The sequence below is a fragment of the Chryseobacterium gambrini genome (genome assembly GCF_027920505.1).
Classification (GTDB): domain Bacteria; phylum Bacteroidota; class Bacteroidia; order Flavobacteriales; family Weeksellaceae; genus Chryseobacterium; species Chryseobacterium gambrini.
Genome location: NZ_CP115857.1, coordinates 2,687,836 through 2,704,884, shown reverse-complemented (window position 1 = coordinate 2,704,884; position 17,049 = coordinate 2,687,836). Strand labels below are relative to the sequence as shown.

14 protein-coding genes and 1 pseudogene are annotated in these 17,049 nt (G+C 35.0%); 10 read left to right on the top strand and 5 right to left on the bottom strand.

The annotated features are described in order from the left end of the window. Positions 1 to 24: 24 nt before the first annotated feature. Both PFY09_RS12190 and PFY09_RS12185 read left to right on the top strand, forming a co-directional pair. Positions 25 to 699, top strand: a complete 675-nt coding sequence (locus tag PFY09_RS12190; protein ID WP_271159880.1) for a hypothetical protein — start codon at positions 25 to 27, stop codon at positions 697 to 699. A 10-nt stretch (positions 700 to 709) separates the two neighbouring features. After that, positions 710 to 1,186: a YdeI/OmpD-associated family protein gene (locus PFY09_RS12185; protein ID WP_271159879.1), complete on the top strand. Its 477-nt coding sequence runs from the start codon at positions 710 to 712 to the stop codon at positions 1,184 to 1,186. A 93-nt stretch (positions 1,187 to 1,279) separates the two neighbouring features. Here PFY09_RS12185 and PFY09_RS12180 read toward each other — a convergent pair whose 3' ends face one another. Together PFY09_RS12180 and PFY09_RS12175 are read right to left on the bottom strand one after the other, a co-directional pair. Beyond that, positions 1,280 to 1,618 carry a hypothetical protein gene (locus tag PFY09_RS12180; protein ID WP_271159878.1) on the bottom strand — a complete coding sequence of 113 codons (339 nt, stop codon included), beginning with the start codon at positions 1,616 to 1,618 and terminating at the stop codon, positions 1,280 to 1,282. A gap of 156 nt (positions 1,619 to 1,774) precedes the next feature. Then, positions 1,775 to 3,310, bottom strand: coding sequence for a YifB family Mg chelatase-like AAA ATPase (locus PFY09_RS12175; RefSeq protein ID WP_271159877.1), 1,536 nt, complete (start codon positions 3,308 to 3,310; stop codon positions 1,775 to 1,777). Between the two features lie 644 nt (positions 3,311 to 3,954). On the opposite strand from PFY09_RS12175, the gene PFY09_RS12170 reads away from it, so the two are divergent. From PFY09_RS12170 to PFY09_RS12140, 8 genes and pseudogenes are all read left to right on the top strand, one after another. After that, entirely contained in the window at positions 3,955 to 8,025 is a 4,071-nt protein-coding gene (locus tag PFY09_RS12170) for a hypothetical protein (protein ID WP_271159876.1), read from the top strand. 16 nt (positions 8,026 to 8,041) lie between these two features. Continuing rightward, positions 8,042 to 8,410, top strand: a complete 369-nt coding sequence (locus tag PFY09_RS12165; RefSeq protein ID WP_271159875.1) for a hypothetical protein — start codon at positions 8,042 to 8,044, stop codon at positions 8,408 to 8,410. Further along, positions 8,397 to 10,625: a YwqJ-related putative deaminase gene (locus PFY09_RS12160; RefSeq protein WP_271159874.1), complete on the top strand. Its 2,229-nt coding sequence runs from the start codon at positions 8,397 to 8,399 to the stop codon at positions 10,623 to 10,625. Before PFY09_RS12165 ends, PFY09_RS12160 begins: the two co-directional genes overlap by 14 nt. A gap of 7 nt (positions 10,626 to 10,632) precedes the next feature. Beyond that, entirely contained in the window at positions 10,633 to 11,091 is a 459-nt protein-coding gene (locus tag PFY09_RS12155) for an SUKH-3 domain-containing protein (RefSeq protein ID WP_271159873.1), read from the top strand. A 43-nt stretch (positions 11,092 to 11,134) separates the two neighbouring features. Continuing rightward, positions 11,135 to 11,605 carry an SUKH-3 domain-containing protein gene (locus PFY09_RS12150; RefSeq protein ID WP_271159872.1) on the top strand — a complete coding sequence of 157 codons (471 nt, stop codon included), beginning with the start codon at positions 11,135 to 11,137 and terminating at the stop codon, positions 11,603 to 11,605. Between the two features lie 149 nt (positions 11,606 to 11,754). Beyond that, positions 11,755 to 11,931 (top strand): annotated as a pseudogene (locus tag PFY09_RS20860) (SMI1/KNR4 family protein); the annotation flags it as partial. A 76-nt stretch (positions 11,932 to 12,007) separates the two neighbouring features. Further along, positions 12,008 to 12,403, top strand: coding sequence for an SMI1/KNR4 family protein (locus PFY09_RS12145; protein ID WP_408640189.1), 396 nt, complete (start codon positions 12,008 to 12,010; stop codon positions 12,401 to 12,403). Between the two features lie 359 nt (positions 12,404 to 12,762). Next, positions 12,763 to 13,074 carry a hypothetical protein gene (locus tag PFY09_RS12140; RefSeq protein WP_271159870.1) on the top strand — a complete coding sequence of 104 codons (312 nt, stop codon included), beginning with the start codon at positions 12,763 to 12,765 and terminating at the stop codon, positions 13,072 to 13,074. A 100-nt stretch (positions 13,075 to 13,174) separates the two neighbouring features. Here PFY09_RS12140 and sufD read toward each other — a convergent pair whose 3' ends face one another. The 3 genes from sufD to sufB all read right to left on the bottom strand — a co-directional run bounded on the left by sufD (position 13,175) and on the right by sufB (position 17,028). Further along, positions 13,175 to 14,482 (bottom strand): Fe-S cluster assembly protein SufD, encoded by a 1,308-nt coding sequence (gene sufD, locus PFY09_RS12135; RefSeq protein ID WP_268055485.1) that lies wholly within the window; start codon positions 14,480 to 14,482, stop codon positions 13,175 to 13,177. Positions 14,483 to 14,584: 102 nt separating this feature from the next. Continuing rightward, a complete protein-coding gene (gene sufC, locus PFY09_RS12130; protein ID WP_087711759.1) occupies positions 14,585 to 15,331 on the bottom strand; it encodes a Fe-S cluster assembly ATPase SufC in 747 nt (248 codons plus the stop codon). Positions 15,332 to 15,579: 248 nt separating this feature from the next. Further along, positions 15,580 to 17,028 carry a Fe-S cluster assembly protein SufB gene (gene sufB / locus PFY09_RS12125; protein WP_271159869.1) on the bottom strand — a complete coding sequence of 483 codons (1,449 nt, stop codon included), beginning with the start codon at positions 17,026 to 17,028 and terminating at the stop codon, positions 15,580 to 15,582. Positions 17,029 to 17,049: the final 21 nt, after the last annotated feature.

Below are 17,049 nucleotides of genomic sequence, written 5' to 3'. Positions count from 1 at the left end.
CGATCAAAAAATATATTATTAAAAATGAAAAGTAAAATTTTCGCTGCCTTGCTGATGTTTTTAGCATTATGGAGCTGTCAGAAAAAAGAAAAGGAGAATTTAAAATCTTTACAAGGCAACAATTCTTTACAAACGATTATCAAACAAGACAGTTTACATAATGAAACGATATCGGGAAATGAAACACCTAAAGCATTTACAGATGATTTCCTGAAAATTGAAAACGTTCAGGTGAATGGAAATGATATTATTTTATCCCAAGAACAATTCCAAAAACTTTATCCAAAGCATGATTCTGTAAAAACTGAACCATGGGACTGCGGAAGCCCTTTTGAATGGCTTGATAAAACGTGGATGGAAAAAACATACGGAAAGGATCTTATAAGCTTTGATGGGAAAATAACCACTTTCTATACCAACAATGCTGAATTTATTTCAAACAATCATACCGTCATTTTCAGCAGTGCGAAATCAGAAAACAACCGTTTTGAGATCAAGTCGCATCATATTATTCTTACACAGGAAACCACTGTTGAAGATTTCCAAAAGCTATTTCCCAAACTGAAAATCGAAAATACCGATCAGAAGAATATTCAACGTTTCAGCATTCCGGTGGGAAAGGAGATAGAAGATTCCTTTATGTTCTATTTTAAAGACGGAAAACTGGATAATTTTAATCTGTGGTGGTTATTGTGCTAAATGTAAATGTATGAAAACAGATTCTGTACAATTTAAAGCAGTTATTAAGCAAAACGGCGAAATGAATGCGGCTTTTGTAGAATTTCCTTTTTCCACGGAAGAGGTATTTGGTAAAAAAGGTCAGGTAAAAATAAAAGCTGTTTTTGACGATAAAGTTGAATATCGGGGAAGCCTTGCCAAAATGAAATCGGAGTGTCATATTTTAGGCTTAACTCAGGAAATCAGGAAACAGATCGGAAAATCTTTCGGAGATGAGGTTTCCGTTTCTTTAACGGAAGACAAAGAAGAAAGGATAGTGGAGATTGCGGAAGATATTGTATTGCTTTTTAATGAAAATCCTGATGCGAAAGTATTATTCGACAAGATGAGCTATACCCACAGAAAGGAATATATCCGCTGGATTGAAGAAGCGAAAAAGCCGGAAACAAGAGAAAACAGAAAAGTAAAAATGATAAGAATGATCTTGTATGGAAAGAAAGGAATTTAAAAAATGCAGTTCTCCCTTGAACAGGTTTTATCATAAAGAACAAGTCCGCTCATTATTTTGGCGGACTTTTTTATTTAGCTTAATTTTTTACAATTAAATCATAAAATGAATCGTCAGAAACTGTTTCACTCCACCATTAATTATGGCAATAGAATCTTCATTATGATGAACGGTTACTCCCAGATCATTCATTATTTCCTTAAAATAGCCACTTTCCGTATTGGAAGAAATAATATTTTTCTGCCATGAAAATTCTGCCGTCTGATCCTGATTGTTTTTAATGATTAAGATTCCGAAATCATTTTTGAGGATGGCCGTGTCGATCTCTGCTACCGAACTTTCATGCGCAGCAAAATCTTTTGACAGAAGAATGACAGATTTGAAATGATGTTCCTGAGCATCTGTTTCGGAAATTTCTACAGCAGTTTTCATTTTTTATTTTGAGTTTTACTTGATCTTTATGCAAAAAAGAATCTTTATAACGACAAAACTTGTCGTATTAAAAAATATTTTAATAAAAGTTTCGGGGCAGCTTTGCTGCCCCGAAACCACAAAAAATTATAATTAAAACAAAGAGATATTTTATGATCAGGCACTCCAGAATTCACGGTCTAAACTCCTGTATTGGATGGCTTCCGAAACATGATGAGAAAGAATATTTTCAGATTCTTCAAGATCTGCGATGGTGCGGGATACTTTTAAAATCCTGTCGTAAGCTCGTGCGGAAAGATTAAGCTTTTCCATAGCCATTTTGATGAGGTTGAAAGATGCGGCATCCAGTTCGCAGAATTTTTCAATTTCTTTTGGTCCTATTTGAGCGTTATAGCTGATTTTTAAATCTTTATATCGCTCTCTTTGAGTTTCGCGGGCAATGAGAACCCGTTTTCGTATGTCTTCACTTTTTTCACCTTTTCTGCGTTCCGCCAACTGTTCAAATTCCACTTTCTGAACCTCAATATGAATATCAATTCTGTCCAGAAGCGGTCCGGAAAGCTTATTCATGTATCGCTGCATTTCGTAGGTTGAGGAAGTATTGTTCGGGTCGTCGGGAAAAAATCCGCTCGGACTCGGATTCATCGAAGCAACGAGCATAAAACTGGCAGGATAATTTACCGTAAATCGGGCTCTTGAAATAGTAACTTCACGATCTTCCAAAGGCTGTCTCATCACTTCAAGAACCGTTCTTTTAAATTCCGGCATTTCATCCAGAAACAAAACCCCGTTGTGAGCCAGTGAAATTTCCCCCGGTTGCGGATAACCGCCGCCGCCAACTAATGCCACATCCGATATCGTATGATGTGGAGATCGAAAAGGACGAACCGTCATGAGTGACGTTTCCGTACCCATCTTTCCGGCTACGGAATGAATCTTGGTTGTTTCCAGCGCTTCTTTTAAAGTTAAAGGCGGCAAAATACTCGGAACTCTTTTGGCAAGCATTGTTTTTCCGCTTCCGGGTGGTCCGATCAGGATGATATTGTGTCCTCCTGCTGCCGCAACTTCCATCGCTCTTTTTGCAGCCTCCTGTCCTTTCACTTCAGAAAAATCAAAAGGAAAATCGTTAATCTTTTCCTGAAATTCTTTACGTGTATCTACTTCGATTTTTGGGAGTGGTTTTCCTTCATTAAAAAAGTCAATAACTTCTTTGATATTTTCGGCGGCAAAAACATCAAGACTGTTAACAATTGCTGCTTCGCGGGTGTTCTGTTTGGGCAGAATGATTCCTTTAAAACCTTCTTCACGAGCCTGAATCGCAATGGGAAGAACCCCTTTTATGGGCTGTAAAGTTCCGTCAAGGGAAAGTTCCCCCATAATCACATACTCCTGAATATTTTCGGCAACAATCTGATCTGAAGCGGCAAGAATTCCGATGGCAATACTCAGGTCATAAGCGGCGCCTTCCTTTCTGAGGTCTGCAGGAGCCATATTGATTGTAATTTTCTTTCCGGGAATCTTAAAGCCGACGTTTTTCAGAGCAGCAGAAATTCTGTAACTGCTTTCTTTGATGGCGTTATCCGGAAGCCCGACAAGATGATAACCAACTCCGCCTGTATCTACATTTACTTCTATCGTAATGGTTTGTGCCGCCACACCGTGAATGGCACTTCCATAGACTTTAATCAGCATTTTTTATGTGTTTGCCGTAAATGTAGAAAAATTTTTAAATAATGATTTTCTTAAAAGAATTTACCTGAATATTTAAAAGTAAAAATATAATTCCCTTAATATTCAGTTTTTGATCAGACTTTTCTTTCAATAGATCAATCAGCTGAAAAAAATATTTTTTGTAATTAAAATTTTTAAGAATGAAAAAAAATCAAGTCTGATTTCCGGCAATTAAATTAATGATTTACAGTTTAGGTTTTCTAATAAAGTTTTAATAATCAATATAAATAGATATAAAAAAATCAGAAGATAGGTAGCTTATATGCTTTAAATAACACAAGTAAAGTTTACTTTAAAGTTTAAAAATTCTTTCTCAACCTTTCCAAAAAACATTCTGTAAATCTTTCTTACTGATTATCAGAAAACTGTAAAAAAATAACAAAAACATCTGAAAATGAATTTAATACGTCAAGTTTTGTCGCTTCCCTGATGGATATTTGCATTATAGAAACAACACAGAAATGAAATTAGACTTTAAAACTCAAGGTGGATATAATTTAGCCTGAAGACCACCTAAAAAAATAAGGCTAAAACCTGAAGTAACTCTACTAAAAAGAGGCTTCAAATCTTAACCTTTATAAAAACCAAAACAAATTTACAAAAAAATGTCAACAAACAATTTAAATACTAATAATAACGCATCGCAGACGCTTTTTAGATTCGCGACCAGTAGAAATGCGGAGTTATCTGACCCTAAAAATTTAGAAAGAAGATTTATCTTTAGAAAAGATACTCAGAAAGGAGTATTTGACCAAAAGCTGAACGCATCTACTTCCTTGCAAAAACTTTGTGAGTCTCCATCTTCTCTTCCGTTAACAATAGAAACAGAACAAACCCTAAAAGCAAAAGATACTGTATTTTATGATTTGGCGGTGTGGGTAGCGAGAAATAAAGCAACAGCATCTAAAGTTGAATTTGATGCAAAAATTTCGGAATACAGAAATTACCTGATAACAACTAAAAAAGCAATGCTTGTAATAGATTCAGGTCTTTGGGATAATTTGGTTTATCAGGTAACCACACAAAAAGATTTCTATGCTAAGGAAACGCTGATGCAGTTTCTGCACCTTAACCACATTCTTACTGTATATACTGACGGAAATGAAGATATATATAATGATGTCATCAAAGCCAAAGTAGTACTTCCAAAAGAGCTTTTCAAAGTAGTAAAGGGATCTTCAGCGTTATCCGGAACAGCTTCTAAAATAGCACAAAGCACTCCAAAGGTAGCATATAATGATAAAAGCATGAAGTTTGCAGAAGCTAAAATTCAGCTTCAGGAAAATCAAAATTTATCTGCTGCTTTAGAAAAACTGGAAAAAACTTACAAAAAAGAATACCAGACGGCTCATAAAGAGGCTTTAAGTTCTTACGAAAGAGAAGTAAAACCTGTGAGAAAAGAATATCAAGCCCGTTTAGCAGAATTAGAATATCAAAAGAAGTTAATTCTTGAGGCGGGAAATAAAGAAGAATTGACAAAACTTCCTTATGTTCCAGCTCCTGAGCTTCCTGAATTTGATTTTCAATTCAGACCTGAAATACAGGCAGAAGAATTATTAAGAAACTTAAATGAAGAACATATTTCTGCATTAAGCAGAGTTTTAGGAACTTCAGAGCCGGGTTCAGCTTTGTCCGATATCTCTTCTTTTGCTGATCTTTCCCAAAGTATTACACAAAATAATCAGCTATTACAGCAAACCATTTTAGACAATACGATGCTTAATCAGCAGGTTTCTACAATGGTAGGAGGTGTAGTTATTCCGGTAACCAATTCTGCCAATACCAATGGGTGGATTCCGTACAGTGTAAAAACATATAGCAGAGGAACTTCAGAATGGTTTATCATGCTTACGGTAGATAATTATACCCATAATATTGTTTCCGGATCTTATAAAGTAACCATTAACGGACCGGAGATTACCTCCACCAATATATTTCAGGCAGTAAACGGAGTCAATTTCCTTTTTTATAACGGAACGGGAATCCCTGCTTCACAAACGGCTAATACAAATGGGTTTATCCTAAAGGGGGAAGTGGTTTTAGATGATGGTAAAACCTACAACCTTGATGTTACTTTGATCAGAGATAATTCTGATATTGACAGAGTGCTTAAGCAAGGTGTTTTCAAAGGAAGTGCAGCATTTACTCCTGTACAGAAACCTGTCGACCCGGAAAATCCTGAGAACCCGGAAAATCCTACAGTTACTCCTGCGGGAGCATTTATTCCATCAGGATTTGGGATGAAAAATATCGGAATTACCGATTACAAAAAAGTAGAACAATCTACCTATTGCTATGTGGAAGGAGATGTGGCGCACATTGAAAACATCATGGCAAGGGAATATAAAGAAAGAGCGACAAGAAGATTAAAACGTAACGAATCTCAAACTACAAAATCTTCAGAATCAGAAAAAGAAAAACTGACAGATACTACCTCTACTGAAAGACATGAAATGCAGAGTGAAGTTGCCAAAATATTACAGGAATCGAGAGACTTTGGAGTACAGGCAGGATTTAGTGCAAAATGGGGAAGTAAATCCACAACGGGAGAATACGGATTAAACGTGGGAGCAAACTTTGCTACTCATAATTCGAAAGAAGAAAGTAACAGACAGGCGGTGACTGAAGCCAAGGATATCACTGCAAGAGCGTTGGACAGAATTGTTACCAAGGTAAAAGAAGAGCGAATTGACAAAATTCTGGAAGAATATGAAGAAAACAACAAGCACGGATTTGACAATACCAAAGGGAGCAATCACGTAGTGGGAGTTTACCGTTGGGTAGATAAGGTAGTGAAAAACCAGATCTATAACTATGGCAAACGTATGATGTTCGAATTTATGATTCCCGAACCGGCGAAACTTCACAGTTTAGGAATGAAGATTTCCAAAAATACGGAAAACCAATTAATAAAGCCGGTAGATCCAAGAGAATCAACCATCCATAAAATGGAAAACTTCATGTCTTTGGATGGGACTTCAGGAGAAACTATTCTAAAGTATTGGTTAGGGCGTTATAATGTAGAAATAGATGAGAAACCATCTGCAAAATTTAATGTTTCGAAAGGTTTTCATGGAAATTATACAAGTCCGGGATATTTTACAACAGGAAGTGATAATATTGTAGTACCTGAAGGATATGAAGTTCATACAGCAAGAGCAAGTGTTGCTTTCGATTTCCACCCTGATGGAATGGAAGGATCCGGAGTTTCTGTTTGTATTGGTAATAAATACTATAACAGACAATGGGAAAGACACTTTAATCAGCAGGATATTGCTTTTAGCGGATTGGGGGGAATCAGAGAGAATATGGCAGTTTCCTATAAAGCATTCGACTGTGGAACATTTGCATTAACTGTAATTGCTGAATGTACTCCTACGCTGGAATTTAAAAATGCCTGGTTACAAAAAGCCTTCAACAAAATTATTGAAGCCTATCAGGCAGAGTTATCTAAGTACGAACAAGCATTAGCAGACGCAAAAGCAATGGGAGTACAGATCAAAGGCTCAAATCCGGGCTTCTACAGAAAAATAGAAAACACGATCTTAAGAAGAAACTGTATTTCGTATATGCTGGAACAAAATCCTAGTGTAGATCTTACATTCGGTAGAGGGAAGTATTACAACAACGGATATTCTTCCGGAGAAGAAACCTTCCTGAATACAGATATTAAAGTAGACGGAAAACTGGATCAGTATGCTGCGTTTGTGAAATTTATGGAACAAGCCTTTGAGTGGGAAATCATGAGCTACTATTTCTATCCATATTATTGGGGAGAGAGAAAATCGTGGGCAGATTTGTATCAGTTTGATGATAATGATCCTACATTCAGAGCATTTATGCAGTCCGGGATGGCAAGAGTGATTGTAACAGTACGCCCAGGCTTTGAAGAAGCCGTAAGACACTTCCTGGCAACAGGACAAATCTGGAATGGCGGTGAAGTTCCTGTAATCGATGATCCGTTGTTCTTGTCTATTGTAGACGAAATGAGATCTCCGAAAGCTACCAAAGAAGGAGAACCATGGAGAGAGAAAATTCCTACATCACTTACCATTCTTCAGGCAGATTCCATCGGCTTAAGAGTTGAAAAAGCATTGCCTTGCAATTGCGAACCAGGAGTGAAGTTTGATGATAATCTGGGTGAAATGTGCGGAAGCAATTTTGAACTGAACGAAAACCAAATCGGACAATCCGGAGACAAATGGATGGAGATTAGTTTTCAGGGAGGATTGAATAATTATCTTAATACCATAAAAGATATGGATAATTACCAGGTGTTTCCGAGAAAATACGAATGTTTAGGTAATATCATTAACATTGACAGGGATGCATCTTGGTTAGGAACTCAATCGTCAGAAATTGTATTAAAGACTTTGGCTGAAGAAATTTCTCAAATTGAAGGCGTGGAAGCGCGTTCTACTGGCAACAATGGAATCACTTTCAAAATCAACATAAGTAAAATTAAAAACTTTACGTTCACAAAACCGGGTGGAGATGATTCTGTAGGAGGACATGAGTTATTAAAATTCTCTGTGGATTTGCAAAATTCAACGTTGAAAATAGCATCCCCTGAATACGACAAGTATGGCTTTGAAAGAATTTTGGATAAAGACGGTCAGGTTATTCCAAAAGCGGAATATTTGGATAAAGTTCCTTTAAGCAAATTCTTGGTGTAATCTAAAATTTCTAGAAATGAGTCGGGTAAAACCCGAGGCTATTTGGCAGCACGATAAAGTGCTGCCTTATATCCTCACGCGTCTTAAAGACAAGATTAGCGAGATTACTGCGGTAGAAAAGATTCTACTTTTTGGGAGCAGAGGAAGGCTTCCTTTGGAACGCTGGAGCGAACTGGAAGGAAAAGATTGGGATATTTTGGTGCAAACCAGGTGCAAGCTGAAAAATGCAAGAGTTCTGTTAGATGAAGATTATCACTTAGATCTTTTGGTGTTGGACGAAAGCCAAACCGAAAGATTTATCCAGAATATGAAAACCAAAGAACTTTTTCCTTTGAATGAATTAGAATGTCTAACAACTAAAAACGAAGAAAATGGAAAAATTTGATGACGAATTCGGAGATTTATCCGGATACAAAATACTGTCTTTTGAAGAAGTAACACAAGGGTTTGAAGGAAATAAAAATCCATTGCAGGGTATTGCTAGTAAGTCTTTTGAGGAAATGAGTGCTTTCAAGAATAGTCTTTTTGGGCAATATTGGGAAAAAAAAATTCATGAATGGGCAAAAGATATTTTTGGAGCTTCAAAAATAATAGAAAAAAGAAATCTTACCATTGCTGATATTTCAAAAAGGGTGTCATATAGCCAAGCAGATGCTTATGGTGCTTTTTCAGATACATCTAAGTATAATTTTATAGTATATGCTCATCCTGATGGAGAAGAAGTCATAAAAATGTATGAAGACCCACAGAATATACCTAATTCTGATAGACCTTTTGAAGTCTTAGTTTTCATAGAAACAGACGATGGTAAATTTGATTTTGGGAAAATTGTAAGGGTAAAATTTGGACCAGCTGTATTAGACGATTTAAAGGATAAGTATTTTAGAGAGCTGCCATGGAATGATAATGATCCTAAAGATATTGCAGAAGAATTTATTAAAAGAGCATGGAAAGCTAGTGTATCAGCACAAACAGTACAAGCGGTGGAACAAGAACAGAATACACCAGATTTTAAAGATCTAATGATTAAAGCTATTCAGTATGAATATGATAATCACAAATTTGATGATTTTTCTTGGTTTATGCTCATTGTGAAAGGGGGAGAATATTTAGATTTTAGTTTACCAAATTGGGCTTTTGGAATTGGACATTGGCTAAGAACCAAAAAATACAAAGAAGATAAATATTGGAATGGCGATTTGCCCGAAAAAGAATACACTCCCGCTTTTTTACCTAATTCTTTTTTTTATGACAAGCAGGAAGACCGAGTGAAATCGTTGAAAGAATATTTTCATAAACCTTATGACGCTTTGAAATCAGAGATTGATAAGAAAATTACTCATGACGATCCCGTTTCCAAAGTGGTAAAAAAATGGCTTGTACAAAATATAGACGAATGCCAAAAAATAACAGATGGATATCTTGAAAATCTTGCTAAAATTTATATTCCTGACGGAAGTTTTCAAACCATTATAAAACATTATCATGCTTTTTATGTAGGGCTTTACAACGGAATATTAGAATTTGTGGCTGGGTTGTGTGATTTGGTTGCGATAGTCATACTGATATTAAGAGATGAACTCGGCTTCAGAATGACGGATAAGCTTACCGAAAAATTTGAAAATTTTGTTAATGACCTTTTTTATAATACTTTTGAATTACTGGATAAAATTTGCAAAAAGTTTTACAAAATATTGTTGGATTTTGGGAAATGGTATTTGACGTATGAAGGGAAAAGTTACTTTTTGCTGAAAGAATTAGGAGAACTGGTTCCGGACATTATAATGTTTCTTGTTCCTGTTTTAAAAGGTTCTAAAGCAGCAAGAATAGGTACAGTAGTAGAAAAAGAAGCGGTAGAGGAAATCATAGAAGAAACCGAAGAAAAGTTGGTGAAAGAAACGGTAGAGGAATTAACAGAAGAAGAAGGAAAACACATCTCCCAATCTGCTAAAGAAGCTCTGGAAACAGGCAAAACCAAAGAAGCAACAGAAAAAGCTGTAAAAGAAGCAGAGCAGAAGTTAGAAGAAAAAGCTCCTATTTATGAGGAGATTGAGGAGGTAACAGTAACTAGTAAAAGAAAGAAACTTTCTAAAGAGAAAAAAGTTTTTCTTAAAAAAATAGATATGAATGTTCTGCTTCGGCAATATGCAGATGATGCTCTTACTAAATGGAAAAATCCTGATTTACGGCCAGGAGCCGTAGCAGTATTAGAAGGTGAAATTAAAGATACAACCTATCAGGCAGTAAGCTATTCTTCTAAAGGAATAAGAAAAGCCAGTATGTCTACCAGAAGACATAAGTTAGTAGAAGAATGGTTAACCAAAATAGCTGATGAAAAATTACGGTTAAGAGGACCTCATGGAATGTGTGGAGAACCCGTCTGTATTTCAGAGTTTTTGTTTGAAGCAGAGAAAAGACTTGGAATGCCTAAGAACAGTATGAAAATAGAACAAGCAAGGGAAATTTTAAGCAAAACAAGGAGTAGAGCTGTTGCGATTCCCAATGGAAAAAATGATAAATTAATACACGGACTTACGAAAAAAGCGTGTGAATCATGTAATCCAATGTTGAAATATTTTAAAATTACAGAAATTAAATAGTATTATTATGTTTAGAAAAGAAGTACAAGAACAGTTTAAAAAAGCAGGATGGAGTTCTGGGCGAAACGTCCAAACAACTTTCAATAAAATAAAAGGATTTGAAAAATTTCCACAGTTTTTAAAAGATTTTTTATATGAGTATGGAGGTTTAAAATTAAAAACTTTAACAAAATATGCAGATGGAAGCTTAGATTTTAATGCTCTTGCAAAAGGATATTTTTTAGTAAATAAATATCTTATAGAACCAGCATATTATGGTGGGAAATTTACCTTTCCTATTGCATATTATGATTTAGATAATGCCACATTAGAGTGTGATGCAGACGGCAAAATTTATATGTCGGGAGATTTTCCAGTTTTAGTGTCTGATGATTTTAAAACAGGAATAGAAAAAGTAATTATGGAAGATTATTCCGATACTTTACAGTGGAATCCAGAGATTAAACAATGGGTAGATGAATATTAATTTTTAAGGGCTAGAAATAGCCCTTTTTATAATTAAATATACCATGGAATTCAAAAAAGAAGTACAAAAGCAATTTAAAAAAGCAGGCTGGTTTGAAGGTCGAAATGTAAAATCAAAATTTGATAAGATAAAAGGATTTGAAAATTTTCCACAATTCTTAAAAGATTTTTTATATGAATATGGAGATTTAGAGGTCGAAACACATAAATACAATAAAAATGATGTCACTGGAATTATGAATTTTAAAGCATTAACAAAAGGTATTTATAAAATTGAAGGCTTTCTAAAAAATCCTAGATATTATGGTAATACTTTTACTTTCCCAATTGCTTACTATCTATTGGATAATGCAGGATTAGAATGTGATGCTGATGGCAAAGTCTACATGTCTGGAGATTTTCCATGTTTAGTTTCCGACGATTTTAAAACAGGGATAGAAAAAGTAATCATGGAAGATTACTCCGATACTTTTGGCTGGAATCCTGAAACCCAGATGTGGGAGAAAGATTATTAATTTTTAAGGGCTAGAAATAGCCCTTTTGTTTTTATAGATGAAGCCAAACAAATCTCCAAAACCGCCAAGCTTTAGAATCTGGCAAAACCAAAGAAGCAACAGAACAGGCTGTAAAAGAAGCGGAACAAAAGGTAGAAGAAAAAGCACCTCTTTATGAGTATTTGCCTTTTGCCAATACAGGAGTTGGTCACATAGTATGCATTTATGTAGGAAATGGTAGTAAAAATGGACAAATTTATCTTTTCCGTCATGATGAAATGGAGCCAATTTTTTACAACAATACTTTAGAGGAATTTTTAGAAATAAAGTCTATTGATGATTTATAATTTTAATGGCAACCATAAGTTGCCGTATTTTTGTTTCTCACAAGACAAACACACAAATCGATGCCTTTAAAAGAACATATTAGAGTTTATTAAAATATACGATTCGATTCATCAGACAGATGTCCATAATTTAGAAATCTTAATAGGCAACTCACTACCTGATGATTATAAAGAACATATGTTAAAGTATAATGGAGGTTTCGTTCCTGTCGAAAAAGAATATGTAATTGATTTTGGAGATAGCGAAGTTTTACTTGGTAGTTTTTTTCCAATAAAATATAGAACAGGTAATATTGAACGTTATTATCAAAGTAAGCATGAATTCTTATATCCAAACTTATTATCAATTGGTACTTTAGTCGGAGGGTATATAGCAATGGGTTATCAATCAAATAATTTTGGGCAAATTTATATTTATTTTTCTGATGAAGAATCCAAGAAGATTGCTAATTCTTTTACTGATTTTTTTTAAAAAATAGAAGTTCGGAGCATATAATGAAAGATACAATTTTAACGGCAGCCAAAAGTTGCCGTATTTTTTTGTCTTAAATTTGAAGAAAGAATAAAATTGTAGATCCTAATAGTACTGATAAGTTTATTGGAACAACTACAAATAATATAGAAGTTACTTTTTATATTAACAATACAACTGGAGAGATAGGAACTACATTTCCTATATTTTAAATATTTAAATAATAAATTTTAAGTACATGACAAAAATTGTAATACATTGATATTCATTTTGTTTAAACTATTCATAAGTATATTGATGATGATTTAACCTTAACAGGAAAGTATTTTAAACCAATTAGTTCAACGGGACTAAGTTCTATGTTTGAGTTTGTTAATGACAAAACTAAAATGGCAAAAGCCAATCTAAAAGATTTTGGATTAGAAAAACTGATTTCTAAAGACTTTTGGGTTGTTTCCGAGATGGATGGTTCGATATTTATCAATTACATATTTTTGGATGAGGGAGATAATCCACCAGTTTATGGGTTAGATATGGAAGGTTATACAGAATTTCCCGATATGAGGGATGAGTTTTATTGTAAAACGACCAATACATTTTCAGATTTTGTAGAAGTTTTTATTGAAAACTACGATCCAACCTCATTGATTTTCTTTGAACACAGAAATTGATTTTAAAAAATATTCTTTACGATTACAATTTTTAAGAGTAAAAAAAAATAAAAGCTGCTTCAAAAATGAAACAGCCTTCGTATTGATCAATTATATATTGTTAAAACTCTATATCAACCTGAAGCTTCTCTGCCAGAAGTTTTGAAATTTTTTCTTTTAATGGCTCGATGTCAATGTTCTGCATGGCATCGTTCGCAAAAGCGTATAACAATAACGCCTGAGCTTCCTTTTTAGAAATCCCTCTTGCTCTCAGATAAAATAACGCATCTTCATTCAATTGTCCTACTGTACAGCCGTGAGAACATTTTACATCATCTGCAAAAATTTCAAGCTGAGGTTTGGTATCAATCGTTGCTCCTTCGCTGAGTAAAACATTGTTGTTTTGCTGATAAGCATTCGTTTTCTGGGCAATTTTATCTACGAAAACCTTTCCGTTGAAAACCCCGTGAGATTTTCCGTCGAAAATACCTTTATAATTCTGGTAACTTTCGCAATTCGGTTGATTGTGGTGAACCGCCGTGTGATGATCTACCAACTGATCTTTTCCGATAATGGTAATTCCGTTCATGAATGAATTGATATTCGATCCGTTCTGAATAAAATCTAAATTATTTCTTACCAGCTTACCTCCGAAAGAGAATGTATTTACAGTCGTTAAGCTGTCTTTTTCCTGTTTTGCGAAAGTATTGTCAATCAGATAAGAAGTATCATTATCGTTCTGAACTTTATGCCAGTCCGCTTTTGCGTTCGGATAGGTGAAAATTTCCGTAACAGAATTTGTTAACACATACGTGCTGTCAAAATTATGATGACTTTCAATAATTTCCACTTTGGCGCCCTCTTCTACAATTAAAAGGTTTCTCGTATTGTAGAACGTATTTTCTTCCTGATTCTGAGAAATGTAAAAAACATGAATCGGTTTTTCAATCACTACATTTTTCGGAACTTTAAGAAAGAAACCGTATTTGCAGTATGCCTGATTTAAATTCGTGAAAGCAGATTGATCTTCAGCAATCGTGTTGAAATATTTCTCGAAAACATCTCTGTGTTTCTCATCATTCAATGCATAATTGAATGAAAGAAACTCAACATTTTCAATGGAAACTTTAGATAACTCTTTATGAAGTTTACCGTTCACGAAAGTAATCCAGTCGAAATTCTCTTCACCTAAATGAAGCTGATCCAACTGCTCTTTGGTGATGTTGTGACTTTCTTTCGGGAAAAAGTTGTAGTTTTTCTCGGTAATTTCCTTTAGGTTGGTATATTTGTATTCTTCGTCCTTTTTTGTAGGAAAACCAGCTTTTTCGAACCTCTGAAGAGCTGCTTTACGATCTTCATCCAGAAATCTGTGACGAAGGCTCTCCAAAAATTCATTATGGTTTTGTATGATCTGTTCTTTTAATGCCATTACTGGTATATCTGTGGTTTGCACCATTTTTTCTTTTTTTGTTTGGCTGAAATTGTTAAACTAAGAGATCAGATAAAATCTCTGAATTTTTTAATCTTTTAATTAATTTAAAAGCCAGTCGTACCCTTTTTCTTCAAGCTCCAACGCAAGAGATTTATCACCGGTTTTGATGATTTTTCCGTTGGCTAAAACGTGAACAAAATCAGGCTGAATATAGTTCAGCAATCTCTGATAGTGGGTAATCAGAAGAACTGCATTTCCTTCGTTTTTGAAAGCATTTACACCATCTGCAACAATTCTTAACGCATCAATGTCCAATCCTGAATCGGTTTCATCCAAAATAGCCAGTTTAGGATCCAGCATCATCATCTGGAAAATTTCGTTTCTTTTCTTCTCACCTCCGGAAAAACCTTCGTTTAAAGATCTTGAAAGGAAATCTTTTTTAATGCCTAATTTTTCAGATTTCTCACGAATCATTGCCAACATCTCTTTTGCCGGCATTTCTCCCAATCCGTTAGCTTTTCTGTTTTCGTTCATCGCTGCTTTGATGAAGTTGGTTACAGAAACTCCCGGAATTTCTACCGGATACTGGAAAGAAAGGAAAATTCCTTTGTGGGCTCTTTCTTCAGGAGCATCTTCGATGATGTTTTCACCTCCGAAAATAATTTCTCCGTCTGTAACTTCATAATCTTCTTTTCCTGCGATAACAGAAGAAAGCGTAGATTTTCCGGCTCCGTTCGGTCCCATAATAGCGTGAACTTCACCCGGCTTTATTTCAAGATTAATTCCTTTTAAAATTTCTTTGTCGCCGTCTTCAATTTTGGCGTGCAAGTTTTTTATCTCTAACATATTTTCAAATTTATCGCAAGGGCAGACTAACATTTATCTTTTATAATCCTAAACCATTGATTATAAAAGTACTTACACTTGCAAATGAAATACTATTTTTATTTATTTTAAACATTAAGAATTTAAACAAATCTTTAATGCGTTGTTTTGTCATTTCGACGAAGGAGAAATCTATTTTAACTTAGATTCTTCACTCCGCTTTGCTTCTTTCAGAATGACAAACAATGTGTCAAACCTGAGAACAGACATTATCCTACAGAACCTTCCAGAGAAATCTCCAGTAATTTCTGGGCTTCAATGGCAAATTCCATTGGCAGTTTATTTAAAACTTCTTTGCTGAAACCATTTACAATCAGAGCAATAGCTCTTTCTGTATCAATTCCTCTCTGGTTACAGTAAAAAATCTGGTCTTCCCCGATTTTTGAAGTCGTTGCTTCGTGCTCCAGTTGTGCAGTTGGATCTTTAATTTCAATATACGGGAAAGTATGAGCTCCGCATTCATTCCCCATCAGTAAAGAATCGCACTGAGAGAAATTTCTAGCTCCTTTTGCAGAAGGCATTACTTTTACCAGACCTCTGTAGGAATTATTGGATTTTCCTGCGGAAATACCTTTGGAAATGATGGTGGATTTGGTATTCTTACCGATGTGAATCATTTTAGTTCCTGTATCTGCATATTGGTGATTATTCGTTACGGCGATAGAGTAGAATTCACCGATGGAATGATCTCCTTTCAGAATGCATGAAGGATATTTCCATGTTACCGCAGAACCGGTTTCAACCTGAGTCCATGAGATTTTTGCATTTCTTTCGCAAAGTCCTCTTTTCGTTACGAAATTGAAAACCCCTCCTTTTCCTTCTTCATTTCCCGGATACCAGTTTTGTACAGTGGAATATTTAATTTCAGCATCATCCATTGCAATCAGCTCAACAACCGCTGCGTGAAGCTGGTTTTCATCTCTTGACGGTGCTGTACAACCTTCCAGATAAGAAACATAACTTCCTTCATCTGCAATCACAAGTGTTCTTTCAAACTGACCTGTTCCTGCCTGATTGATTCTGAAATACGTAGACAATTCCATCGGACATCTTACGCCTTTAGGAATGTAGCAGAAACTTCCGTCAGAAAATACAGCAGAATTTAAAGCTGCATAGAAATTATCTCCTCTTGGAACTACTTTTCCAAGATATTTTTTTACTAAATCAGGATGGTTTTTTATTGCTTCGGAAATGGAGCAGAAAATAATTCCTTTTTCCATCAAAGTATCCTGAAAAGTAGTTTTTACAGAAACGGAATCCATTACGATGTCTACCGCAACACCTGAAAGTCTTTTCTGTTCTTCGATATTGATTCCTAATTTTTCGAAAGTTTTTAGCAATTCAGGATCTACTTCGTCCAGACTTTCCAGCTCAGGTTTTACTTTTGGCGCAGCATAATATTTAATCGCCTGAAAATCCGGCTTTTCATATTTAATATTTGCCCAGTCCGGCTCCGTCATTTTCTGCCAGATTCTGAAAGATTCCAGACGCCATTCCGTCATCCATTCCGGCTCTTCCTTTTTAGCAGAAATTGCACGGACAATGTCTTCATTTAAACCCGTTGGGAAATCTTCGTAATCGATTTTTGTTTCCCAGCCGAATTCGTATTTTTTATTTTCCAGATCGACTCTTAGATCGTCTTCAGTATATTTATTCATTATTTTTTTTTAAGATTTTAG